The following is a 24289-nucleotide window of genomic DNA, read 5'->3' as shown; positions in this document are numbered from 1 at the left end:
AACACCAGGCCCCTGATTTGGAGCAACCCAGCCTGTGGCCCTAAGACTCTTCCAACGCGAACGCCGCAGCCTCTTCGGCGAGATCCTCGACTGGATGCTCACGCCGCTGCTGCTGCTGTGGCCCATCAGCCTGGCGCTGACCTGGCTGGTGGCGCAGAACATCGCGGGCAAGCCTTTTGACCGCGCGCTCGAATACAACGTGCAGGCGCTGGCCAAGCTGGTGGTGGTCAAGAACAACCAGGTGCAGTTCACCCTCACGGCGCCCGCGCGCGAAATCCTGCGCGCCGACGACACCGACCTCGTCTACTACCAGGTGGTGGGCACGCAGGGCGAGCACCTGAGCGGCGAGCACGACCTGCCCGCGCCGCCCGACGAAGACAAGCCCACCAACGGCGAGGTGCGGCTGCGCGAGGACGTGATCCAGGGCGAGGACGTGCGCGTGGCCTACACCTGGCTCAAGGTGGACGTGAAGGCCACGCCCGCCGGCTCGCAGCCGGTACTGGTGCTGGTGCAGGTGGCCGAGACGCTGGAAAAACGCAAGACGCTGGCCACCGAAATCGTCAAGGGCACCATGGTGCCGCAATTCGTCACGCTGCCGCTGGCCGTGCTGCTGGTGTGGCTCGCGCTGGTGCGCGGCATCAAGCCGCTGGCCCAGCTTGAAAAGCGCATACGCGCGCGCAAGTCCGACGACATGAGCCCGCTGGACGAGACCGCGGTGCCCGAGGAAGTCGCGCCGCTGGTGTCCTCCATCAACGACCTGCTGAGCCGGCTCAAGGTCTCGCTGACCACGCAAAAACGCTTCCTGGCCGATGCGGCCCACCAGCTCAAGACGCCGCTGGCAGGCCTGCGCATGCAGGCCGACCTGGCGCAGCGCGAGACCGATGCCGACGAACTCAAGAAGTCGCTCAAGCACATAGGCCGCGCCAGCATCCGCGCCACCCACACCGTCAACCAGCTGCTGGCCCTGGCGCGCGCCGAGACCACGGGCCGCAGCCTGGCCAAGCAGCACATCGACCTGGTGCACATCGTCTCGGAAGTCATGGCCGACTCGGTGCCGCGCGCGCTCGAAAAGCAGATAGACCTGGGCTACGACGGGCCCGATGCCGGCGAACAGGCCACGCAGCTCGAAGGCAATGCGACCCTGCTCAAGGAACTGGTGCGCAACCTGTTGGACAACGCCATCAACTACACGCCCGAAAAAGGCCAGGTCACGCTGCGGCTGATGACGGACCGTTTCAGCGGCGTGCTGGTGCTGCTGGTGGAAGACTCGGGGCCCGGCATCCTGGAGTCGGAACGCGAGCTGGTGTTCCAGCCTTTTTACCGCGCGCTGGGCACCAATGTGGACGGCTCGGGCCTGGGCCTGGCGATTGTCCTGGAGATCGCCAAACAGCACGGCGCGACGATTTCAATCGAGGATGCCGCCCTGCCGGGCCATCCACAAACCCCGGGCACGCGTGTCACCGTGCGTTTTGTCGGCATGGATCTGCCCGAGGGTGTATAGGCGCTCAGGGCTTTGCGGGCCAGCGGTCGTAAAGCTTCACGCCCACACGCTCGCCCCACAGCTCAATCTGCGCCGGCGTTCCGTCATGCGACTGGTTGGCGCCGGCGCCGCGTACATAGCCCAGCGCCACGCAGGCGCCGGCCAGCGGGCTCCAGCCGACCGAGGAGATCTCTCCCACCGATTGCCCGCCCAGCACGATGGCTTCGCCGCCCCAGGCAAAGGCATCCGGCGTATCGAACACCAGCGTCACCAGTTTTTTTCGCAGCGCCAAGCCCTGTGAATTGAGCAGCGCGGCCCTGCCGATGAAATCGGCCGGCTTGTCCAGCTTGACGCTGAAGGCCAGGCCGGCCTCCCACGGCGTTTCGTCCGGACCCAGCTCCGCTCCCCAGGCACGCCGGCCTTGTTCTATGCGCAAGGCATCCAGCGCGTAATAACCCGCGTCGCGAATGGCCAGTGGCTTGCCGGCCTCCATCAGGGCGAGGTAGACATGGCGCGCCATTTCAACCGGCACGTACAGCTCAAAACCCGGCCCGCCCACATAACTCATGCGCGCCGCGCGCACACGCGCAAAGCCCAGGTCTATCTCTTTCGTCCACGAGAACTTCAAGGCCTCGGGCGACAGCTCGTCGGGGCTGACCCGCGCCAGCAGCTCGCGCGCTTTCGGCCCCATGAGCGACAGCACCGAATACAGGGCCGACACATCGGTCAACACCGCGTGTTCGGTGTCGGCTATGTGCCGCGTGATCCAGTCGAAGTCGCGCACGGTCTGCGCCGAGCCGGTGATGACCATAAAGCGGTCCGCGGCTTGCCGCATCACGGTCAGGTCGCTTTCAAAACCGCCGCGCTCGTTGAGCATGGCGGTGTAAACCATCTTGCCCACGGGCATGTCCATCTCGTTGGCACACAGGCGCTGCAACACGGCCAGCGCGTCGCGGCCCTGCAGCAGGTATTTGGAAAACGAAGTCTGGTCGTAGAGGGCCACGGTTTCGCGTGTGGCCTTCTGCTCTTCAATCATCCAGGGCAACCAGCCGGGTTTGCCCAGCGTGTACTCGGGACGTTGCGCGCCATCCGGCCGGAAATAGCTGGCCCGTTCCCACCCGTTCTTGCTGCCAAACTCCGCGCCCTTGGCGGCCAGGATGTCGTACAGCGGCGAGGTGCGCAGCGGCCTTGCCGTTTCCAGCTCCTGCCTCGGCCAGCGCATGGCGTAATGCAGGCCCAGGGTTTCGCCGGTGCGCTCGGCCAGTGCCTTGCGGTTGCCGGTGAAACTGCCGAAGCGGCGTATGTCCACATCCCACAAATCAGTGCCGGGCTCGCCGCCCACAATCCATTCGGCCATGAGCCGGCCCGCGCCGCCGCTGTTGGCGATGCCGGCCGAGTTAAAACCCGCGCAGACAAAATAATTGCGCAGCTCAGGCGCTTCGCCGAGGATGAAGTTACCGTCGGGCGTGAAACTTTCCGGGCCGTTGAGCAGCATCTTGACCTCGGCCGTCTCCAGGCAAGGCGTGCGGTGCAGCGCGGCGGTCATCAGGGGCTCGAACTGGTCCCAGTCCTCGTCCAGCAGCTCGAACTGGAAGGTCGAAGGAATCGGGTCCATCTTCCAGGGCTTGGCTTGCGGCTCGAAGCCGCCCATCACCAGGCCGCCGACTTCTTCCTTGTAGTAGATGTAGCCGTCCGGGTCGCGCATCACCGGCAGCATGGGGTGCACCCCGGGAATTTTGCCGGTGACGATGTAAAAATGCTCGGCCGAATACAAGGGCACGTTCACACCCGCGAGCCGGCCGAACTGGCGCGCCCACTGGCCGGCGCAGTTGACGAGGACCTCGCAGCGCACCTCGCCCTGCGCGGTGCGCACGCCCACCGCCTTGCCGTTCTCGGTGATGACACCCGTCACTTCGATGCCTTCCAGCATCTTCACGCCGCGGTTGCGCGCGCCCTTGGCCAGCGACATGCACAGGTCGGCCGGGTTGGCCTTGCCGTCACCGGGCAGCCAGATCGCGCCCTGCAAGTCGTCGGTGCGCATGATGGGGTATCTGTCGCCGGCTTCCTGGGGCGATATCTCATGGCACTCCACACCAAAGCTGTTGGCCATGGCCACCTGCTTCCTGAGCACCTTCATGCGCTCGGGCGTGCGCGCCACATTGACGCTGCCGCATTGTTTCCAGCCCGTGGCCAGGCCCGTCTCGGCCTCCAGCGACGCATACAGCTCTATGCCGTACTTGCTCATCTGCGTCATATTGCGATTCGGCCGCATCTGGCCGACCAGGCCGGCCGCATGCCAGGTGGTGCCGCTGGTGAGCTTGCCTTGCTCCAGCAGCAGCACGTCGGTCTTGCCCATTTTGGCCAGGTGGTAGGCCACCGAGCAGCCGGCGATGCCGCCGCCCACGATGATAATTTCCGCATGGCCGGGAAAAGTCGGGGTGGTCATGGTGCGAGCCTCATCTCAAAAGGTACAGGGCTAGGCCAGCCGTATGGCCATCACGCCGCCCACAATCGCGCAGCTGCCGGCGAAGCGGCGCAGCGTGAAGGTCTCCTTGAGCAGCCAGCAACCGAGCAGCACCGCGAACAGCACGGAGGTCTCGCGCAGCGCCGCCACCGTGGCAACCGGCGCGCGCGTCATGGCCCACAGGGCGATGCCGTAGGAGCCCAGAGAAGCCAGCGCGCCGCCGATGGCCACCGGCCAGCGGTGGCGCGCGTAATGGGCCATGGCCCGCCCGCGGCGCGCCATCATCAGGAGGCCGAAGGGCCAGCCGTCGAGCAGGAACAGGGCGGCGACATATTGCAGCGCATTGCCCGAAGCCCGAACGCCCAGCCCGTCGACCACGGTGTAGATCGCGATGATGACCGCATTGGCCAGCGCGAAGCCGATGGCCTTGCGCGCATGCAGCGCGTGGCGGCTCAGGCCCAGCACCAGCACACCGCTGCAGATGCCGATGATCCCGGCCCAGGCCAGCGGCGTCAAAGTCTCGCCCAGCGTGAAGGTGGCCGACAGCGCCACCAGTAGAGGCGCCACGCCGCGCATCAAGGGATAGGTCAGGCCCAGGTCGCCATGTTTATAGGCTTGAGTGGTCGCGATGTAATAGCCGATGTGGATCAGCACCGAGGCGCCTATGAAGGGCCAGGCTTCCATGCGCGGCAGGCCCGCCATCAGCACCAGCGGCAAGGCCAGCACCGAGCCGATCAAATGAATGACCGCCATGTCCATGGACTTGTCCGCGCTGGACTTGACGAGCGCGTTCCAACCCGCGTGCAGCAGCGCGCCGAACAGCACGGCGCATAGCACCGGCCAGGTCAGGGCCAGGACTTCAGGCGGCAAGCGAAGGCTCTGCGGCGGGAAGGGCGCAGCGCCGGGCCCGCGCCAGGTAGTGCGCCAGCGGCGGCGTGGCCTTGTTCGCGTCCTTCGCGAGGTCGTCCCAGAGGCGCAGTTTTACCGCGTCTTCCGCGCCGGGCTGGGCCATGAAACGCGCGGCTTCCTCGGCCGTAAAAATGCCCCCCTGCAGCAGCAGGCTGCGCTTGGAATCCGCCGAGAGGCTGGAGTGGTAGCCGCGCCGGGCCGCGCACAGATAGCGCTTTGCATCCACATGCAGCTTGATGGCGTCCAGCACCGCGTCGGGAAACAGGCCGCGCAAAAAGGGCAGCGCGCGGTACTGGTGCACGTCGTCCACGCCGCGCAGCGAAGGTGTCTCGCCCAGGTCATGCAGCAAATGGCCCAGGTCGTGCAGCAGGGCAGCGGTGACCAGCGCGTCGTTCGCGCCTTCGGCCTCAGCCAACGCGGCGGTCTGCAGCGCGTGCTGCAGCTGCGTCACGGGCTCACCGCTGTACTGTTCGCCGCCGCGCTCTTCGAAGAGTCGTTCGATGTCGTCAAAGCTCAGCATATGAGTTCCTCAGAGGTCAGGCATTCCAGGGGAGGGAATAGGTCTTGAGGTTGGTAAAGCTCTTGATCGCTTCCTGCACACCTTCCTTATACCCCAGGCCCGAATCCTTGATGCCACCGAAGGGCGTGAGCTCCAGGCGGTAGCCCGGCACTTCGCGCACATTGACCGTGCCGACATGCAGCTCGCTCACAAAACGGTTGATGTAGTCCAGGCGGTTGGTGCACACCGCACTTGACAGGCCGTAGGCCGTGCCGTTGGAAATCTCGATGGCTTCGTCGATGTTTTTAAACCGTATGACCGGCGAAACCGGCCCGAAGGTTTCCTCGCGCGCCACCGTCATCTGCGGCAACACATGGTCCAGCAGCGTGGGCGAATACAGCGCGCCCCGGCGCTGGTTGCCGGCCAGCAGTTTCGCGCCCTGCGCCACGGCCTCGTTGACGCGCGACTCGAACAGCATGGCGGCCTGCTCGTCGATCACTGTGCCCATGTCGTTGGCCTTGTCGCAGGGGTCGCCGTATTTCCAGGCCAGGGTCTTGGCCCGCACCTGCTCCACAAACTCGCCGGCCACCGCCTCGTGCACCAGAAGCCGTTTGATGGCGGTGCAGCGCTGGCCCGAGTTTTTGTAGGAACCCTGCACGGCCAGGGTGGAGGCTTCGTCAATGTCGGCATCCTCCATCACGATGATGGGGTCGTTGCCGCCCAGCTCCAGCACCACGCGGCGGTAGCCGGCTTTTGAAGCGATGTACTTGCCTATGGCCACGCCACCGGTAAAGGTCACCAGGTCGACCAGCGGGTTGGTGATCAGCTCGTCGGCGATCTCGCGCGGGTCGCCCGTCACCACGCTGAGCATCTCGGGCGGCAGCCCGGCCTCGTACAGGATGTCGGCAAACAGCAGGGCCGAAAAGGGCACCTTCTCGGACGGCTTGAGCACCATGCGGTTGTTGGTCGCGATGCTGGGCACCACCTTGTGCGCCACCTGGTTCATCGGATGGTTAAAAGGCGTGATCGCGGTGATCACGCCCAGCAGCGGCGAACGGTGCGTGTAGACCCGGCGCTTTTTGCCATGGGGCGTGAGGTCGCAGCTGAAGATCTGGCCGTCGTCCTTGAGCACCTCGGTCGCGCCGAACAGCAGCACGTCGCTGACGCGGCCGGCCTCATAAATCGCATCCTTCAGGCACAGGCCCGCTTCGGCGGTGATCAGGTTGGCGACCTCGGACAAGCGCGACTGAATGATGGCGGCCGCGCGGTTCAGGATGGCCGCGCGTTCGTAGCGCGTGAGCTGGGGCTTGTAGGCATGGGCCCTGGCAAAGGTCTGCCGCACCTCCTCCAGCGTGGCCTTGGGCACGGTGCCCATTTTTTTTTCGGTGTAGGGGTTGAACACCGCGATGGCGCGGTCGCCGCCCCGGCCCGAGCCGACCTTGCGGCCCGACAGGCGCATGGCATTGAGCTGGTGGTCGCGGATGTATTGGTCAATCACTCTGCGGCTTTCATGGCGTGGGGCCTGGACTTACTGGGCGTAATTGAGCGCCAGGTCAAAAGCATCAAAATTGCGGAAGCGCCGGTTGCGGTCCAGCCCGGGCAGCGCGCGGTTCACGATCAGCGGCACGCGCTGCTCGCTCATGCCGCCGTGCGAGCGCAGCGGCACTTCCAGCGCCGAAAGGTCATGGCGCGAGGCCGAGGTGCCTATCACGGTGAAGCGCTCGGACACCGCCACGATGTCGCCGATCCGGTCGGCCGGCAGTTCAAAGCGTTCGGCGGCCTGCTCGCGCGAGAGCACCAGTTCCATGCCCTTGAGCGCCGCCAGCCGCTTGCGCGCGACCTCGATGTTGGTGCCCTCCGGCAGGTAGACCGTGGCAAAAGAGCCCAGGGCGCCATGGTGCACCACATAGGGGTCGGTGATAGGCAGGATCACGCGCGCGATGGTGGCGCCCAGCCAGTTGTCGAACCAGTCCTGCAGGTAGATCACGTCGGGCGTGCCGTCCATGGCGACCTTGGCGTTCATGCCGTGGTCGGCCGTGAGCACGATCACGCAGCCCAGGCCCTCGAGCTGCTGCATGTAGCCATCCATCATGCGGTAGAAGGCATTCGCCCCTTCGGTGCCCGGCGCGTGCTTGTGCTGCACATAGTCGGTGGTCGAGAGGTACATCACGTCGGGCTTGTGCTTTTGCATGATCTTCACGCCGGCCGCGAAGACAAACTCCGACAGGTCGGCGCTGTAGACGCTGGGCAGCGGCAGCCCCACCAGTCCCAGCACATCCTCAATGCCGTTTTCTTCCAGCGACACCTGGTCGGCCTTCTCCGACGAAAAGCAGATGCCCTTCATCTGGTGGCCCAGCAGCTTGCGCAGCTTGTCCTTGGCCGTCACCACCGCCAGGGACTTGCCGGCGCCGGACAGTGCGGCCAGCAAGGTGGGCGCGCGCAGCCACTTGGGGTCGTTCATCATGACCTCGGTGCCGCTGGCCGTGTCGAACAGGTAGTTGCCGCAAATGCCGTGCACGCTGGGCGGCGCGCCGGTCACGATGGACAGGTTGTTCGGGTTGGTGAAACTGGGCACCACACAATCGCCCGTCAGGCCGGAGCCCAGCGCCAGCGTGCGCTTGAGCCAGGGCATCTGGCCCGTGGCCACGGCCTGCGCCAGGTAATCGGGCTCGCAGCCGTCCACACAGACCACCACCGTGGGCTGGGCCGGCAGCTTGTACGTCCTGCCGTTCACCGTCAATTCGCCATTCGGCTCAGTGTTTGCCACGTGACGGTCCTTCCTTGTTTTTGTCCTTACCCTTGCGCGCGGCCGTGGTACTGGAGACGAGCTTGACAGGCACGGGCTTGCCGGCCGCGGCCTCTTCCACCCCCGCCGCATCGGCTTGCCCGGCCTGGCGCCGCAGGTCGTTTTCTATCGTGCGCTCCTTGCTTTCGATCACATGCTGGAACATCGCGCGGCCGGCCGCGTCGGCGTCGCCCGAGGCGATGGCCTTGACGATCAGCCGGTGCTCGTTGGCCGACATCGGCATCAGCCAGCCGTCAGCGAGGTTCAGGCGCCGGAACAGCGACAGCTCCTTGATCAGCTTGCGGTAGATCTCGGTCATCTTGCGGTTGCCCGCCATCTCGACCATGCGGTCGTGAAAGCTCAGGTTCAGCAGGTGGTAGGCCTGGGGGTCTTCAGCCTTGACGGCTTTTTCCATGGCGTCGACCAGGGCCTTGAGCTCCTTGACCTGGGGCCCCGTGATGTTTTCCGCGAGCCGGCGGCCCACGAGTTCATCCATGGCCGCGCGCAAATCGAATATCTCGACGGCTTCGTCGATCGGGATGTCGCGCACAAAGACGCCGCGGTTTTTCTCGGTGCGCACCAGGCCGGCCTCTTCGAGCATGCGAAAGGCCTCGCGCACCGGGCCGCGCGAGACGCCCATTTTTTCGGCCAGTGTGGCCTCTATCAATTTGCTGCCGGGCTCGTACTCGCCGGCAAGAATCGCGCGCTCGATTTCCTGTTGCACCACTGTGGTGAGGGAGCTGTTCTGGAGTTGCGCGATGGTGGGATGCAAAGCAGCGTTCATGCCCTGAATTGAAGCACAGAAATGTAGATTGTCAACAATCTGCAATAAACAATTGACAAGATAGAAGGGTCGGCGTTAAATAAAAAACGAGCTGGGTTGACGGGCCTGCACTCAGGTTGGTCATCGCAGTGTCAGCGCCGACACGAACGAGTCAACAACATTGCAGGCTTTGCCACAAAGGACTTTTTATGCAACTGGCTTCCCATCTCAAATCCCTGTCAAAGGCGATCGCTCTTCTTGGCCTGCTGGCCGCCTCCACCGGCGCCTTCGCCCAGAAAACCCAGTTGCTGGTTTACACCGCGCTGGAAACCGACCAGATCAAGGCCTACCAGGAAGGCTTCAACAAGGTGTATCCCGACATCGAAATCAAATGGGTGCGCGACTCGACCGGCGTGATCACCGCCAAGCTGCTGGCGGAAAAATCCAATCCCCAGGCCGACACCATCATGGGCGTGGCCGCCTCCAGCCTGGCGCTGCTCGACAAGCAGGGCATGCTCGAGCCCTATGCGCCCATCAATCTTGACGGGATCATGAGTCAGTACCGTGACAAGAAAAAAGTCCCCGCCTGGTTCGGCATGGACGTGTGGGGCGCCACCGTGTGCTTCAACACCGTCGAGGCCAAGAAGAAAAACATCCCCGCGCCCGAAACCTGGCAGGACCTGACCAAGCCCATCTACAAGGGCCAGATCGTCATGCCCAACCCCGCCTCCAGCGGCACCGGTTATTTCGACGTGACCGCCTGGCTCACGCTGTTCGGCGACAAGGACGGCAAGGGCGGCGGCTGGAAGTACATGGACGCGCTGCATGAAAACATCGCGCAGTACACCCACTCGGGTTCCAAGCCCTGCAACATGGCAGCCGCCGGCGAGTTCCTGGCCGGCATCTCGTTTGAGTACCGCGGCAACACCAACAAGGCCAAGGGCGCGCCCATAGACCTGGTGTTCCCCAAGGAAGGCCTGGGCTGGGACCTGGAAGCCTTTGCCATCCACAAGGGCACCAAAAAACTGGACGCCGCCAAAAAGCTGGCCGACTGGGCTTCGAGCAAGGACGCCATGATGCTCTACGGCAAGAACTTCGCGATCACCGCGCAGCCCGGCCTGGCGCCGCCGCTGGCCAATGTACCCAAGGACTATGAGGCCCGTCTCGTCAAGATGGACTTCAACTGGGCCGCCGACAACCGTGAGCGCATCCTCAACGAGTGGACCAAGCGCTACAACAGCAAAACCGAAAAAAAGTAGCCCCCTGTCAGCGGCCTTCGGCCGCTGTCTCCCCCTCAGGGGGACAGCCGCTGTGGCCCGGCTAAGCCGGTTCCACGCGGCTGCTTGCTTGGTACTGTGCCGCTCGTCCAGGTAATCCACGAATGAACAATGACATCTTTCTGAACCTGCGCCATATCCGCAAGGAGTTCGGCGGTTTCACCGCGCTGCAAGACATCAACCTGGACATACGCAAGGGCGAGTTTGTGTGTTTCCTCGGGCCCTCGGGCTGCGGCAAGACGACCTTGCTGCGCATCATCGCGGGGCTGGAAGTGCAGACCTCCGGTGAGGTGCACCAGGGCGGGCGCGACATCTCTCGGCTGCCGCCGGCGCTGCGCGACTACGGCATCGTGTTCCAGAGTTATGCGCTGTTTCCCAACCTCAGCGTGGCCGACAACGTGGCCTACGGCCTGGTCAACCGCAAGACGCCCAGGGCCGAAGCCGCGAAACGTGTGAGCGAACTCGTCAAGCTCGTGGGCCTGCCGGGCAGCGAAAGCAAATACCCCAGCCAGCTCTCCGGCGGCCAGCAGCAGCGCATTGCGCTGGCGCGGGCGCTGGCCACCTCGCCGGGCCTGCTGCTGCTGGACGAGCCGCTGTCGGCGCTGGACGCGCTGGAGCGTGTGCGCCTGCGCCAGGAGATACGCGCGCTGCAGCAAAAGCTGGGTGTGACCACCATCATGGTCACGCACGACCAGGAGGAAGCGCTCAGCGTGGCCGACCGCATCGTGGTGATGAACCACGGCCTGATCGAGCAGGTCGGCACGCCCATGGAGATTTACCGCGAGCCGGCTTCGCCCTTTGTGGCCGACTTTGTCGGCAAGGTCAATGTGATGCCGGTGCGCGTGAGCGAAGGCCAGATGAAGTTCGGCGCGCTGTGCCTGCCCTGCGACGGCGCCGACCGCGAAGCCAAGATCTACCTGCGGCCCGAGGACGTGCTGGCCCGGCCGATTGCCGCCGGCGACCCCCATGTGTTTGACGCCACCATCGAGAAGATCGAGTTCCTGGGCTCCTTCTGCCATGTGCATGTGGCCTCGCCCGCGCTGGGCGGCCACAAGCTCACGGTCTACCTCTCGCTCAATTTCCTGTCGGAGCAGTCGCTGCGGGTGGGCTCCTCGCTGCCCCTGAAGCTGCTGCCCGAGCGCATCAAGGTATTCTGATGCCGGTCTTCACGCCCCCCGCGCCGCCCATGGTCAGGCAGCGCGCGCACTGGATAGACCACCTTGCCTACGCGGCCCTGGCGCTGGCCGCGCTGATCCTGGTCGTGTTCCTCGCGGCGCCGCTGCTGGCCATTCTGCAGCAGGCGCTGCTGGGCAAGTCCGGCGACTTCATCTGGTTCGACAACTTCATCGAGTACGCCAAGACCCCGGCGCTGCTCGAAAGCCTGTGGAACAGCCTGTGGGTCTCCAGCGTGGTCACGCTGGTTGCCGTGCCGCTGGCTTTCGGTTTTGCCTATGCGCTGGCGCGCTCCTGCATGCAATACAAGGCGCTGTTTCGCGGCATCACCCTGATCCCGCTGCTGGCGCCTTCGCTGCTGTCGGCGATTTCGCTGATCTACTGGTTCGGCAACCAGGGCGTGCTCAAGGGCTGGATGCAGGGCCTGGGCATAGAACAGATCTACGGCGCGCCCGGCATCGTGGTGGCCGAATGCTTCGCGGTATTCCCGCATGCGCTGATGATTCTGGTCACGGCGCTCACGCTGTCGGACGCGCGCCTCTACGAAGCCGCCAACGCCATGGGCACCAGCGCGCGGCGCAAGTTTTTCACCATCACCCTGCCCGGCGCCAAGTACGGCCTGATCTCCGCCGCGCTGGTCACCTTCACGCTGGTCATGACCGACTTCGGGATTCCCAAGGTGATAGGCGGCAATTTCAACGTGCTGGCCACCGACGTCTTCAAGCTGGTCATAGGCCAGCAGGATTTCGCCAAGGGCGCGGTCGTCGCCATCCTGCTGCTGGCGCCTGCCGTGCTGACCTTCGCGGTCGACCACTACGTCAGCAAACGCCAGACCGCGATGCTGACGGCGCGCGCCGTGCCCTACCGGCCCACGCCCTCGCGCGCCTATGACGGGGTCATGACGCTGTATTGCTGCGCCATCGCTTTCCTGGTGCTGGCCATGCTGGGCATGGCGGTGTTCGCTTCCTTTGCCAGCTTCTGGCCCTACAACCTCACGCCCAGCCTGCGCCACTACACCATGGGACTGGTCGATGCCGAGGTCGGCGTCGGCTTCGTCAACAGCCTCAAGATGGCGGCGGGCACGGCCGTCTTCGGCACGGCGCTGGTGTTTGTCAGCGCCTACTTGCTCGAAAAAACCAAGGGCATGGACGGCCTGCGCGGTTTTGTGCGCATGCTGGCCATGCTGCCCATGGCCGTGCCCGGCCTGGTGCTGGGCCTGGGCTACATCTTCTTTTTCAACGCACCCGACAACCCGCTGAACGGGCTGTACCACACGTTGACCCTGCTCACGCTGTGCACCATCGTGCACTTCTACACCACCGGCCACCTGACGGCGGTGACGGCGCTCAAGGCGCTGGACGGCGAATTCGAGGCCGTGAGCGCCTCGCTCAAGGTGCCCTTCTTCAAGACCTTCTGGCGCGTCACGCTGCCGATCTGCACGCCGGCCCTGGTCGACATCGCGCGCTACTTCTTCATCAACGCGATGACGACCATCTCCGCCGTGGTCTTCCTCTACTCGCCCGAAACCAAGGTCGCCTCCATCGCCATCCTGAACCTCGACGAGGCCGGCGAAATCGGCGCGGCCGCGGCCATGGCCGTGCTGATAGGCGTGGCCTCGACGATCGCCACCTTGCTGTTCATGGCGCTGGCCTGGTGGGTCAACCGCCGCACCCAAGCCTGGCGCACCAGTTCACGCTGACGCTCACCCTTTTCCGCGACCTACATAAAAGAGAAGAGACAAATCCATGGACAGAGACAAGATATTGCTGACTCCCGGACCCCTCACAACAACGCTGCGCACCAAGCTCGCGATGCTGAAAGACTGGGGTTCCTGGGACAGCGATTTCAACGCCGTGACCGCCAGCGTACGCAAAAGCCTGCTGGCCATCATCCATGGCCAGGATTCGCACGTCGTTGTGCCGCTCCAGGGCAGCGGCACCTTCAGCGTGGAGGCGGCGGTGGCCACCGTGGTGCCGCGCGACGGCCATGTGCTGGTCATGGACAACGGCGCCTACTGCAAGCGCGCGGCCAAACTCACCTCGCTGATGGGCCGGCGCTGCACCGTCATGCCTTTTGACGAAGCCGCCCAGGTGTCGCCGGCCGCGCTGGACGCCATGCTGGAAGCCGACACCAGCATCACCCACGTGATGCTGATCCACTGCGAGACCGGCGCCGGCGTGCTCAATCCGCTGCAGGAAGTCGCCGACGTCTGCAAGACCCACGGCAAGGGCCTGCTGGTCGACGCCATGAGTTCTTTCGCCGCGATAGAAATCGATGCGCGCAAGGTGCATTTCGACGCGCTGGTGGCCGCCAGCGGCAAATGCCTGGAGGGCGTGCCCGGCATGGGGTTTGTGTTTATCCGCAAGGCGGTGCTGGAGGGCTGCGCCGGCCGCAGCCAGTCGCTGGCCATGGACCTGCACGACCAGTACACCTATATGGAAAAAACCACGCAGTGGCGCTTCACGCCGCCCACCCATGTGGTGGTGGCGCTGGCCGAAGCGATTGCCCAGTTCGAGGAGGAAGGCGGCCAGCCCGCGCGCCTGGCGCGCTACGAGAGCAACTACCGCACGCTGGTCGCGGGCATGGCAAAACTCGGCTTCAAGCCCTTCCTGGACCCGGCCATCCAGGCACCCATCATCGTGACCTTCCACGCACCGGCCGACAACCGCTACGACTTCAAGGCCTTTTATGCCGCCGCGCGAAATCGCGGCTTTGTCCTCTACCCCGGCAAGCTGACCCAGGTGGAGACTTTCCGGGTCGGCTGCATAGGCGCCATAGGCCCCAACGAAATGGCGCAGGCGGTACAGGCCGTGGCGGCCGCCCTGCAGGACATGGGCATACGCTCCGCCGCGCCGTCTGTCTGAGCAAAGAGCCACACGCAGTGTGGCGAGCTGGGAGCTCCCTTACCAGCATGAGCCGTGGAACCGGCTTTGCCGGGCCACAGGCGGGCGGCCCCCTCGGGGGGCAGCGAACCACACGAAGTGGGGAGCGTGGGGGCGTTAATGGTTTCGGCGAAATGCTTCAGAAGGAAGCTCGCCAAACATTTGCTGGTAGTCGTGCGCGAAATGACCAAAATGCCAAAACCCCAGGTGCGTTGCAGCCGCCGTCACCGACGTAGCGGTCTTCAGCGCCTGCCTGGCGGCGTTCAGGCGCACGGCGCGCAGATAAGCCAGCGGGCTGATGCCCAGTGCCGTCTGAAAGCCGTTCTGCAGGGTTCGCCGGCTCACGCCGAGCTGCTCGCACAGTGCCAGGACAGTGGGCGGCTGGTCGAGCTGCGCATGCACCAGCTCGCGGGCGCGGCGCGTCAGCGTCCAATGCCCGTGGATGCCCACCGAATCGACGCCGCCCGTCGGCGCAAGAACGCGGCCGAGCTGCTCCACCACGCTGTCGAGCATGGCGGCTTGCACGGCAGGGGAGCGCAGCAGCGCAGGGGCCGCCTCCACCGTATCCAGCACCCCAACCAGGCACTGCCTGAGCCCCGCCTGCGCCGCGCCGTCCAGCCGGCGCAAGCCGGCCTGCGCGCCCAGCCGGGCCTGCAGCGCCGGGTCATGCTCGCCGCAGCGGCGCCAGGCGGCCTCATCAAGCTCCAGCCCCAGCATCACATGGCGTCGGGACGAGCGGAACTCAAAACCCGACGCACCCGAAAATACATGCAACGCGTCAGCATCGCTGGGCGCACCACAAAACACACTGGGCCCCTGGACCTGCAGCGGCAGGCCCAGGGCCAGTGCACCGTCACGGATCTGGCCTGTCTGGTACACCGACTCCCGCAGGCTTTCCACAAAGAGCCGCAGGCCCGCGAATTCCAGCTGCCGCACCTCGCCGCCAAAGGCGCCGCGCGAGAGCTGGAGGTAGCTCTGATTCCAGCCCGTGAGCGCTGCCGCCTGCTCGTCCGCATCGGCAAACGACGCGCGGGACAGCAGGGCCGGTGGGGCCGGCTCGGCGGTATCGGAAGGATGTGCCATCGCCGCATTCTTGCAGGATTCGTGCCGCATGCAAGCTACGCTTTGAAACAGTTCGACTTACTTGCGCTCACTTCGCTGGCATCTCTTGCGCATCATTTGCCGAAATGGGATTTCAGCGCGCCCACCCCCGCCCTAGGATGCAAGTCGGCCCCACCGGGCCGCCCATCCAGCCATCTTTAGGGAGCCACCATGTCAGAACGTTCCGGCGTCCAGTACGCGAAAGTCGACGGCAGCTACTTTGAAAAGAGGGGACTGCGCCGCTATGCCGGCGTCTGGTCGCTCTGGGCCCTGGGGGTGGGGGCCGTGATCTCCGGCCACTTCGCGGGCTGGAACCTGGGCCTGGCCAACGGCTGGGGCAGCATGCTGCTGGCCACCATCATCATTTCGGTGATGTACCTGGGGCTGACCTTTTCGCTGGCCGAAATGTCGCCCGCGCTGCCGCACACCGGCGGTGCCTACTCTTTCGCCCGCACCGCCATGGGGCCCTGGGGCGGTTTCCTGACCGGCCTGGCCGAGAACGTGGAATACGTGCTGACGCCGGCCGTCATCGTGTTTTTCATCGGCAGCTACATGGGCAGCATCTTCGGCACCCCGCCGGCCTGGCAGCCGCTGTGGTGGATAGGCTTTTACGTCGTCTTCATAGGCCTGAACATCGTCGGCGTCGAGCTGTCCTTCAAGATCACGCTGGCCGTCACGCTGCTGGCACTGGCCTGCCTGGTGGCCTTCTGGGTCAGCGCTTTCCCGCGCATAGACTTCGCGCGCTGGGCCATGAACGTGGGCGCCGGCGGCGTTGCGCTGCCCGAGGGCCGCGGCCCCTTCCTGCCGCTGGGCCTGGGCGGCGTGCTCGCGGCCCTGCCCTTCGCCGTGTGGCTGTTCCTGGCCATCGAGCAGCTGCCGCTGGCGGCCGAGGAGTCGGTGGACCCGCGCCGCGACATGCCGCGCGGCATCATCGCCGGCATCTTCACGCTGATCCTCTCGGCCTTCATGATCCTGTGGCTCAACCCCTCGGTCGCGGGCATAGGCTCGCACGCGCTCAGCACCTCGGCCGAGCCGCTGCTGGACGGCTTCAAGGCCATCTACGGCGGCGGCATCGCCAAGGTGCTGGCGCTGGTCGCAGTGCTGGGCCTGGTGGCGAGTTTCCACACCATCATCTTCGCCAAGGGCCGGCAGATCTATTCGCTGAGCCGGGCTGGTTATTTCCCCTCGGCGCTGTCGGTCACCCACGGCAGCCGCAAGACGCCGCACATCGCCATGGTCGTCGGCTCGGTGGTCGCGCTGGTGGTGATGTTTGTGCTGTGGTTCACGCTGGGCGTGGACAAGGGCTCGGCCGTGATTGGCGGCACGCTGCTCAACATGGCGGTGTTCGGCGCCATGTTTTCCTATGTGATGCAGGCGCTGTCCTTCATACGGCTGCGCAGCAAGCTGCCGCACATGGAGCGCCCCTACCGCAGCCCGCTGGGCGTGACAGGCGCCGTGCTGACCCTGCTGATCGCATTGGTCACCATTTACTTCCAGCTCAGCGACCCGGTCTACAGGGTCGGCGTGCTCTGGGTCGCGCTGTGGTTCGCCATCGGCGTGAGCTACTTTGCCGTGGCCGGCCGGCACCGCCTGATCCTCTCGCCCGAAGAAGAATTCGCGATCAGCCTGGCCGAAAAAGGCCGGGCTGCCGCCTCTACCTGAACCATAAGGCGCACACACCATGGCCAAAAAAGCTCCCACCCCTTCCGCATCCCGCGGCGTGCTGGACTCCCTGCGCAAGTCGGGCGCCAACAAGATGAAGGTCGCCGTCAGCGACATCGACGGCGTGCTGCGCGGCAAATACCTGCACAGGGACAAATTCCTGGGCGCGGCCGAGCCTTATCCCGCCGGCGGCTTCGGCTTTTGCGACGTGGTCATGGGCTGGGACATGATGGACAGCTGCTACGACAACACCACGGTGACCGGCTGGCAGCACGGCTTTCCCGATGCGCTGGCCCGGCTGGACCTGGCCACCCTGCGCCACGTGCCCTGGGACAACAAAGTGCCTTTTGTGCTCGGCGAGTTCGTCAACGCCGACGGCTCGCCGCATGCCGTCTGCCCGCGCCAGACGCTCAAGCGTGTCCTGAAGCGCGCCGAAAAAATGGGTTTCATGCCCATGACGGGCATGGAGTTCGAGTGGTTCAACTTCCTGGAGACGCCCCACAGCTGGGCCGCCAAAAACGGCGTGGGCGCCGAAAAACTCACGCCCGGCATGTTCGGCTATTCGCTGCTGCGCATGAACCAGAACCAGGGCTTTTTCAACGCCATCATGGACGAGATGCTGGCCTTCGGCATCCCCATCGAGGGCCTGCACACCGAGACCGGCCCCGGCGTCTACGAAGTCGCCATCGCCTTCAGCGAAGCGCTGGAGCAGGCCGACCGCGCCATCCTGTTCAAGACCGGCACCAAGGAAATTGGTTCGCGCTTCGGCATCATGCCCAGCTTCATGGCCAAGCCCCACCAGCAGCTGCCGGGCTGCAGCGGCCACATCCACCAAAGCCTGTCCGACGGCAAGAACAACCTGTTCTACGACGCGAAGAACCCGCGCAAGATGAGCAAGCTGTTCGAGAGCTACATCGCCGGCCAGGTCGCCTGCATGATGGAGTTCGGCCCCATGATCTGGCCCACCATCAACAGCTACAAGCGCCTGGTCGACGGTTTCTGGGCGCCGGTGAAACCGACCTGGGGTATGGACAACCGCACCGCGAGCTTTCGTGTGATCGCCGGCAGCCCCAAGGCCACCCGGCTGGAGACCCGCTGCCCGGGCGCCGACGTGAACCCCTACCTGGCCATGGCGGCGGTGATCGCGGCCGGCCTGCACGGCGTCGAAAAAGGCCTGAAGCTGGGCGCGCCCATCACCGGCACCAATGCCGGGGCCGAGCACATCCCGCGCGCGCCGCGCACCCTGATAGAAACCACGCGGATTTTCCAGAAATCGGCCATCGCGCGCGACTGGTTGGGCGATACTTTCGTGGATCACTTCGCGGCCACGCGCGAGTGGGAATGGCGGCAATGGCTGGACGCCGTGACCGACTGGGAAATGAAACGCTATTTCGAGATCATCTGATTGAACCATCCGAACCCCCTGATGCAGATTCGCCGCCTTGAAGTCTCCGACGCACCGGTGTACCGGGAGTTGCGCCTGCGTGGTCTGCGCGAGCACCCCGACGCCTTCACCTCCAGCTTCGAGGAAGAAAACATCCGCCCGCCGGCCGACACCGAAAAGCGGCTGTCGCCCGCCTCGGACACCATCATGTGGGGCGCTTTTGTGGGCGGCACGCTGGCCGGGGTGGTCGGCATGACGCGCGAGACGCGCCTGAAAAACCGCCACAAGGCCACCCTGGTCGCGATGTACGTCGCGCCCGAGTACAGCGGCCAGGGCCTGGGCCTGGCCCTGGTCAACACCGTGGTGCAGGCCGCCAAGGCCGCAGGCGTGGAGCTGCTGGTGCTGACCGTGACCGAGGGCAACAAGCAGGCCGCGGCCCTCTATGCCCGCGCCGGCTTCGCGCCCTTCGGCATAGAACCCGACGCCATACGCGTGAACGGCGTACCGTTCGGCAAACAGCATATGGTCCTGCAACTGCCTTCCGCCACCTGACCCCATCTGACCCTTACAGCCCTTCCAAAGAAGACACCCCATGAGCACCACCAACTTCTCCTTCCCTACCGCCATCCGTTTCGGCGCCGGCGCGCGCAAGCAGGTCGCCGAAACCCTGCTGGCCGCCGGCTGCAAGCGCCCGCTGATCGTGACCGACAAGGCGCTGGCCGCGCTGCCGGTGCTGGCCGAGTTCAAGACCCACCTGGGCGGGCTGGACGTGGCCGTGTTCTCGGGCGTGTTCGGCAACCCGACCTGCAGCCAGGTCATGGACGGTGCCGCGGCCTACAAGGCCCACAAGGCCGACTGCGTGATCGGCTTCGGCGGCGGCGCGGCGCTGGACGTGGCCAAGGTGGTGGGCATTGCCGCCACCCACGAGGGCGACATCCTCGAATACGTCTGGGACCACCCCCAGGTGCGTCCCATCGTCAACGAGCTGCCCTACTTCGTGGCCCTGCCCACCACCTCGGGCACGGGCTCCGAGGTCGGCCGCTCCTCGGTGGTGAGCGAAAACGACACGCACCTCAAACGCGTGGTCTTCAGCCCCAAGATCCTGGCCAAGGTGGTGTTCGCCGACCCGGAACTCACGCTGGGCCTGCCGCCCCATGTGACGGCTGCCACCGGCATGGACGCGCTGACCCACAACATCGAGAGCTACCTCTCGCCGGCCTACCACCCGCTGTGCGACGGCATCGCGCTCGAGGGCACGCGCATTGCGGCCCATGCCCTGCTCAAGGCCGTCAAGGAGCCGTCCAACCTGCAGGCGCGCAGCGACATGATGATGGCCTCCATGATGGGCGCCATCGCCTTCCAGAAAGACCTGGGCGCGGTGCACTCCTGCGCGCACGCGCTGGGCGCCGTCTGCGACCTGCACCACGGCCTGGCCAATGCGCTGATGATCGACACCGTGCTGGCCTGGAACTACGAGTCGGCGCCCGCCAAGTTCGACGAGCTGGCCCATGTCTGCGGCGTGGCCGGCGGCGGCAAGGCCCTGGTGCCCTGGCTCAAGCAGCTGAAAGAAAGCGTGGGCATCACCGGCCCGCTGTCGGCCCATGGCGTCAAGCGCGAACAGCTGCCGCGCCTGGTCGAGATCGCCACGGCCGATATCTGCCACCAGACCAACCCGCGGCCTTGCAAGGCCGAGGACTTCCAGCGTTTATTCGAGGCAGCCCTGTGATCGCCGCCAGCCGCTTGAAGATCGGTTTGTCGGCCTGCTTCTCGCACGCCGACCCGACGCGCTCCTTCTTCACCGGCAAGACGCTGCAATACGTCGAGCAATCCATCGCGCACTGGGTCATGTCCTCGGGCGCCATGGTGGTCATGGTGCCCTGCCCCACGGGCAGCACGCAGCGCGGCGACGTGACCTATGAACACTATGCGCAGTGGCTGGACGGCCTGGTGCTGCATGGCGGCGCCGACGTCTGGCCCGGCAGCTACGGCGAGGAGCCGCTGGACGAAAAATGGTCGGGCGACCGCATCCGCGACGAATACGACAAGGCCCTGGTGGCCGCGTTCGAAAAAGCCGGCAAGCCGGTCTTCGGCGTCTGCCGCGGCCTGCAGCTGCTCAACGTCGCCTTCGGCGGCACGCTCTACCAGGACATCAACACCCAGGTGCCCGAGTCTTTTGTGCACCGCGACGCCGCGACCTACGACCTGAACTTCCACAGCGTCAACATCGTCCAGGGCTCCAGGCTGTCGGCGCTGTACCCCGGCGTGGAGCGCGTGCGCGTCAACAGCATCCACCACCAGGGCATCAAGGACCTGTCGCCCGAGTTCGAGGCCGAGGCCTTCAGCGTGGACGACGGCATCGTCGAAGCCATACGCCGCAAGGACAAGAGCAAGAGCTATATCGCCGCCACCCAGTGGCACCCCGAATTCCACAAACCCGGCTCCGACACGATTGACGACGCCGCCGTGCTCGACGACTTCCTCACGGCCGTGGCCGCCGCCAAACACAAGGCAAAACAAGCATGAATACACTCGCCGTCCACAACCCCGCCACCGGCGCGCAGATCGCCGAATTGCCCGCCGACGACGCGGACTCCGTCGCCGCCAAGGCCAGGCGCGCCCGCGCGGCGCAACCCGCCTGGGCGGCCGTGCCCATGGCCGAACGCAAGGCCTGCATCACGCGCTTTCGCGCCGGCATCGTCGCCGAGCTCGACGCGCTGGCCGCCGTCATGACGCGCGAGACCGGCAAGCCGCTCAAGATGTCGCGCAACGAATTGAACGGCCTGCTGGGGCGCATCGATTTCTTCCTCGCGGAAGTGGGCGGTGCCACCGGCACACAAACCGTGTTCAACGAGGGCGGCATGACCGAGCAGATCGAGCACACGCCGCTGGGCGTGGTCGCCAACATCTCGGCCTGGAACTACCCCTGGTTTGTGGGCGGCAATGTCTTCATCCCCGCGCTGCTCACGGGCAACGCGGTGCTCTACAAACCCTCGGAATACGCCGCAATGTCGGGCCTGGCCATGGCGCGCCTGCTGCATGCGGCCGGCGTGCCGCAGGACGTGTTCATCCCGCTGATAGGCGGCGGCGCGGTGGGCGCGGCGTTGATGGAGCAAAAGATCGACGGCCTGTTTTTCACCGGCTCGCACGCCACCGGCGCCAAAATCGCGCAGGCGCTGGGCCCGCGCCTGGTGAAGCTGCAGCTCGAGCTGGGCGGCAAGGACCCGACCTATGTCAGCGAAGACGCCAACGTCAAGAACGCGGCCGAATCGCTGGCCGACGGCGCGATGTACAACACCGGCCAGAGCTGCTGCTCGGTCGAGCGCATCTATGTGCACGAAAAAATTTACGACGCCTTTGTCGCCGCCTTCCTGGAAACGGTAAAAACCTTCAAGACCGGCGACCCCATGAGCGAAGACACTTACATAGGCGCGATCACGCGCGCGCCGCAGCTGGCCGTGCTGGACGCCCAGGTGGCCGACGCCAAGGCCAAGGGCGCCACCCTGCTGGCCGGCGGCAAGCGCGGGGCCGGCCCCGGCAACTGGTACGAACCCACGGTGTTCAGCAACGTCAACCACAGCATGGAGCTGATGCGCGAGGAAAGCTTCGGTCCCCTGATCGGCATCCAGAAGGTCTCGGGCGATGCCGAAGCCATCAAGCTCATGAACGACACGCGCTACGGCCTGACGGCCGGCGTCTTCACGCCCGACGAGGCGCGCGCCAAGGCCCTGCTGGCCCAGGTCCATGCCGGCAGCGTCTACTGGAACTGCTGCGACCGCGTGAGCCCGCGCCTGCCCTGGAGCGGTTATGGCGATTCGGGCGTGGGCCTGACGCTTTCCACCTACGGCATACAGACCTTCACACGCCCCAAAGCCTGGCATTTGCGCCAACCTTGACCATGAGGCTGACCCTCTTCGACCTGGACCACACCGTGCTCAACGGTGACAGCGATGTGCTGTGGTGCGATTTCCTGGTCGAGAAGGGCTTGCTGGGCCGCACCGAGTTCACGGCGCGCAATGCCGACATGGCGGCGCGCTACAAGGCCGGCACCGTCGGGCTGAAAGAGTTCGCCGATTTTTATGTGGGCACGCTGGCCGGCCGCACCGTGCAGCAGTGGGAGCCGCTGCGCCAGGAATTCCTGGCCGACTGGATAGTGCCGCGCATCACGCCGGCCGCCGTCGCGCTGGTCGACAAACACCTGGAGGCGGGCGACCTGGTGGTCATGACCACGGCCACCAACCGCTTCATCACCGAACTCACGGCGATCTACTTCGACATCGAGCACCTGATCGCCACCGAACCCGAGATGCGCGGCGACCTGTTCACCGGCAGCACCACCGGCGTGCTCAATATGCGCGAGGGCAAGGTCGAACGCCTGCACGCCTGGCTCACGGCGCGCGGCCTGCGCTTCAAGGACTGCAAAAGCACGGCCTACAGCGACTCCATCAACGACCTGCCGCTGCTGGAAGCCGTCAAGCACCCGGTCATGGTGAATGCCGACGCAACGCTGGCCGCGATTGGCGGCGAGCGCGGCTGGCCGGCATTGCAGCTGCATTGAGCGCGGCGCCGGGCCCATCGCGCGTCCGTTAACGGCCAGCAAGGCCGGGCCATCGCGGGCAGAATGGCAGCCTCATCCGGCTTGCCCCTATGCACCCTCCACTTCCTCTTTCCTTCCAGCGCCTGGCCTGGTCCAACCTCGCGGCCCAATCGGCCGAACAGCTGAGCCTGGCGGCAGTGCCGCTGGTCGCGGTGCTGATGCTGGGCGCGGGGCCCGGCGAAATCGGCCTGCTCGCGGCGCTGCAGACCCTGCCCTTTTTGCTGCTGGCCATTCCCCTGGGCCTGCTGGCCGACCGTGTCTCGCGTTGCCGCCTGATGGTGGCGGCCGAGAGCCTGCGCGCGCTGTCCCTGGTGGCACTGCTGGCCATGGTGCTGACGGGCCGGCTGTCCATCGCGGGGCTGGCCTTGTTGGGTTTTATAGGCGCGGTGGGCACCGTCTGCTTTAGTGTGGCGGCGCCGGCCCTGGTGCCCGCCATCGTGCCGCGCACGCTGCTGGCGCGCGCCAACGGCCGGCTGGAACTGGCGCGCAGCATGGCTTTCGCGGCCGGGCCGGCGCTGGCCGGGGCGCTGGTCGCCTGGGCCGGCGCGTCCTCGGCCTTTGTACTGGCGACCCTGCTGTCCGGCGCGGCCGTGGCCCTGCTGCTGCTGCTGGCCGAACCGGCGCGCGCACCCACCGCGAGGCGCCACGCGCTGCTCGAGATCCGCGACGGCGCGCAGTTTGTCTGGCGCCAGACCTATTTGCGGCCCATGGTGATCGCCGGCACGGTCTGGAACATCTCCTGGTTTGTGCTGCAGGCCGCCTACGTGCCCTACGCGGTGCGCGTGCTGGGCCTGACGGCGCAGGGCGTGGGCATCACACTGGGCGCTTATGGGGCGGGAATGGTCGTAGGCGCGCTGCTGTCGCCGCGCGTGGTGGCGGCCATGCCTTTTGGCCGCGCCATCCAGCTGGGCCCGGCCGTCTCGGTGCTGGCCGCCGCGGCCATGGCGGCCACGCTGTTTGCTCCCAGCGGCGTGCTGGCGGGCACGGCGTTTTTCCTGTTCGGCGTCGGGCCCATTGTCTGGACCATCACCTCCACCACCTTGCGCCAGAGCGTCACGCCGCACGCCATGCTGGGCCGGGTCTCGGCCGTGTTCCTGGCCGTCAATGCCGGTTCGCGCCCCCTGGGCGCGGCGCTGGGCGGCGTGGTGGGTGCGTCCATGGGCGAAGCCGCCTGCCTGTGGCTGGCGCTGGCCGGCTTTGCACTGCAGGCGGCGGTGATTTTTGCGTCGCAGCTGCACGCGCTGCGGCAGCTGCCCGAGCCTGTGGCCTGAGTACGCTAGGAGCGGTTTATCTTGCTCCTTCCCCCGCTGGGGGAA

At 65.8% G+C, this 24289-nt stretch carries 20 protein-coding genes; 13 read left to right on the top strand and 7 right to left on the bottom strand.

Translation table 11 applies throughout. The annotated features are described in order from the left end of the window. Positions 1-94 precede the first annotated feature (94 nt). On the top strand, positions 95-1501 hold the full coding sequence (locus AC1D09_RS17975) for a sensor histidine kinase (RefSeq protein ID WP_477662171.1): 1407 nt from the start codon (positions 95-97) through the stop codon (positions 1499-1501). A 4-nt stretch (positions 1502-1505) separates the two neighbouring features. Here AC1D09_RS17975 and AC1D09_RS17970 read toward each other — a convergent pair whose 3' ends face one another. The 6 genes from AC1D09_RS17970 to AC1D09_RS17945 all read right to left on the bottom strand — a co-directional run bounded on the left by AC1D09_RS17970 (position 1506) and on the right by AC1D09_RS17945 (position 8921). Continuing rightward, positions 1506-3926 (bottom strand): GcvT family protein, encoded by a 2421-nt coding sequence (locus AC1D09_RS17970; protein WP_477701158.1) that lies wholly within the window; start codon positions 3924-3926, stop codon positions 1506-1508. 30 nt (positions 3927-3956) lie between these two features. Further along, positions 3957-4814 (bottom strand): EamA family transporter, encoded by an 858-nt coding sequence (locus AC1D09_RS17965; RefSeq protein WP_477701157.1) that lies wholly within the window; start codon positions 4812-4814, stop codon positions 3957-3959. Continuing rightward, positions 4804-5373 (bottom strand): phosphonate degradation HD-domain oxygenase, encoded by a 570-nt coding sequence (locus AC1D09_RS17960; RefSeq protein WP_477662154.1) that lies wholly within the window; start codon positions 5371-5373, stop codon positions 4804-4806. Before AC1D09_RS17960 ends, AC1D09_RS17965 begins: the two co-directional genes overlap by 11 nt. Positions 5374-5389: 16 nt before the next feature. Further along, complete coding sequence (phnY, locus tag AC1D09_RS17955; protein WP_477662172.1) at positions 5390-6811, bottom strand: phosphonoacetaldehyde dehydrogenase; 1422 nt, start codon at positions 6809-6811, stop codon at positions 5390-5392. Between the two features lie 69 nt (positions 6812-6880). After that, on the bottom strand, positions 6881-8119 hold the full coding sequence (phnA, locus tag AC1D09_RS17950; RefSeq protein ID WP_477662155.1) for a phosphonoacetate hydrolase: 1239 nt from the start codon (positions 8117-8119) through the stop codon (positions 6881-6883). Then, complete coding sequence (locus AC1D09_RS17945; protein WP_477662156.1) at positions 8106-8921, bottom strand: phosphonate utilization associated transcriptional regulator; 816 nt, start codon at positions 8919-8921, stop codon at positions 8106-8108. Before AC1D09_RS17945 ends, phnA begins: the two co-directional genes overlap by 14 nt. 188 nt (positions 8922-9109) lie before the next feature. On the opposite strand from AC1D09_RS17945, the gene AC1D09_RS17940 reads away from it, so the two are divergent. From AC1D09_RS17940 to AC1D09_RS17925, 4 genes are all read left to right on the top strand, one after another. After that, positions 9110-10159: a putative 2-aminoethylphosphonate ABC transporter substrate-binding protein gene (locus AC1D09_RS17940; protein ID WP_477662157.1), complete on the top strand. Its 1050-nt coding sequence runs from the start codon at positions 9110-9112 to the stop codon at positions 10157-10159. Positions 10160-10281: 122 nt separating this feature from the next. Next, positions 10282-11334: a putative 2-aminoethylphosphonate ABC transporter ATP-binding protein gene (locus AC1D09_RS17935; RefSeq protein ID WP_477662158.1), complete on the top strand. Its 1053-nt coding sequence runs from the start codon at positions 10282-10284 to the stop codon at positions 11332-11334. Further along, entirely contained in the window at positions 11334-13049 is a 1716-nt protein-coding gene (locus AC1D09_RS17930; RefSeq protein WP_477662159.1) for a putative 2-aminoethylphosphonate ABC transporter permease subunit, read from the top strand. Before AC1D09_RS17935 ends, AC1D09_RS17930 begins: the two co-directional genes overlap by 1 nt. Positions 13050-13095: 46 nt before the next feature. Further along, complete coding sequence (locus tag AC1D09_RS17925) at positions 13096-14214, top strand: 2-aminoethylphosphonate--pyruvate transaminase (RefSeq protein WP_477662160.1); 1119 nt, start codon at positions 13096-13098, stop codon at positions 14212-14214. 135 nt (positions 14215-14349) lie between these two features. Here the strand turns inward: AC1D09_RS17925 and AC1D09_RS17920 are convergent, their stop codons facing one another. Further along, positions 14350-15315: a helix-turn-helix domain-containing protein gene (locus AC1D09_RS17920; protein WP_477662161.1), complete on the bottom strand. Its 966-nt coding sequence runs from the start codon at positions 15313-15315 to the stop codon at positions 14350-14352. 189 nt (positions 15316-15504) lie between these two features. Between AC1D09_RS17920 and AC1D09_RS17915 the strand changes: the two genes are divergently transcribed. From AC1D09_RS17915 to AC1D09_RS17880, 8 genes are all read left to right on the top strand, one after another. Beyond that, positions 15505-16995 carry an amino acid permease gene (locus AC1D09_RS17915; protein WP_477662162.1) on the top strand — a complete coding sequence of 497 codons (1491 nt, stop codon included), beginning with the start codon at positions 15505-15507 and terminating at the stop codon, positions 16993-16995. Positions 16996-17014: 19 nt separating this feature from the next. Further along, positions 17015-18400: a glutamine synthetase family protein gene (locus AC1D09_RS17910; RefSeq protein WP_477662163.1), complete on the top strand. Its 1386-nt coding sequence runs from the start codon at positions 17015-17017 to the stop codon at positions 18398-18400. Between the two features lie 21 nt (positions 18401-18421). Continuing rightward, the gene (locus AC1D09_RS17905; protein WP_477662164.1) at positions 18422-18931 is read left to right on the top strand and encodes an N-acetyltransferase family protein; all 510 of its coding nucleotides are present in this window, start codon (positions 18422-18424) and stop codon (positions 18929-18931) included. A 40-nt stretch (positions 18932-18971) separates the two neighbouring features. Next, a complete protein-coding gene (locus AC1D09_RS17900; protein ID WP_477662165.1) occupies positions 18972-20105 on the top strand; it encodes an iron-containing alcohol dehydrogenase in 1134 nt (377 codons plus the stop codon). Then, positions 20102-20902: a gamma-glutamyl-gamma-aminobutyrate hydrolase family protein gene (locus AC1D09_RS17895; RefSeq protein WP_477662166.1), complete on the top strand. Its 801-nt coding sequence runs from the start codon at positions 20102-20104 to the stop codon at positions 20900-20902. Before AC1D09_RS17900 ends, AC1D09_RS17895 begins: the two co-directional genes overlap by 4 nt. Continuing rightward, positions 20899-22272 (top strand): aldehyde dehydrogenase family protein, encoded by a 1374-nt coding sequence (locus tag AC1D09_RS17890; protein ID WP_477662167.1) that lies wholly within the window; start codon positions 20899-20901, stop codon positions 22270-22272. Before AC1D09_RS17895 ends, AC1D09_RS17890 begins: the two co-directional genes overlap by 4 nt. A 2-nt stretch (positions 22273-22274) precedes the next feature. Continuing rightward, positions 22275-22934, top strand: coding sequence for an HAD family hydrolase (locus AC1D09_RS17885; RefSeq protein ID WP_477662168.1), 660 nt, complete (start codon positions 22275-22277; stop codon positions 22932-22934). Positions 22935-23023: 89 nt separating this feature from the next. Further along, complete coding sequence (locus AC1D09_RS17880) at positions 23024-24244, top strand: MFS transporter (RefSeq protein ID WP_477662169.1); 1221 nt, start codon at positions 23024-23026, stop codon at positions 24242-24244. The last annotated feature ends 45 nt before the right edge of the window (positions 24245-24289 follow it).

The sequence above is a fragment of the Polaromonas sp. P1_A2 genome (genome assembly GCF_056406895.1).
Note: the sequence above shows the minus strand (reverse complement) of the source record. Positions and strands in the feature narration are given on the sequence as shown.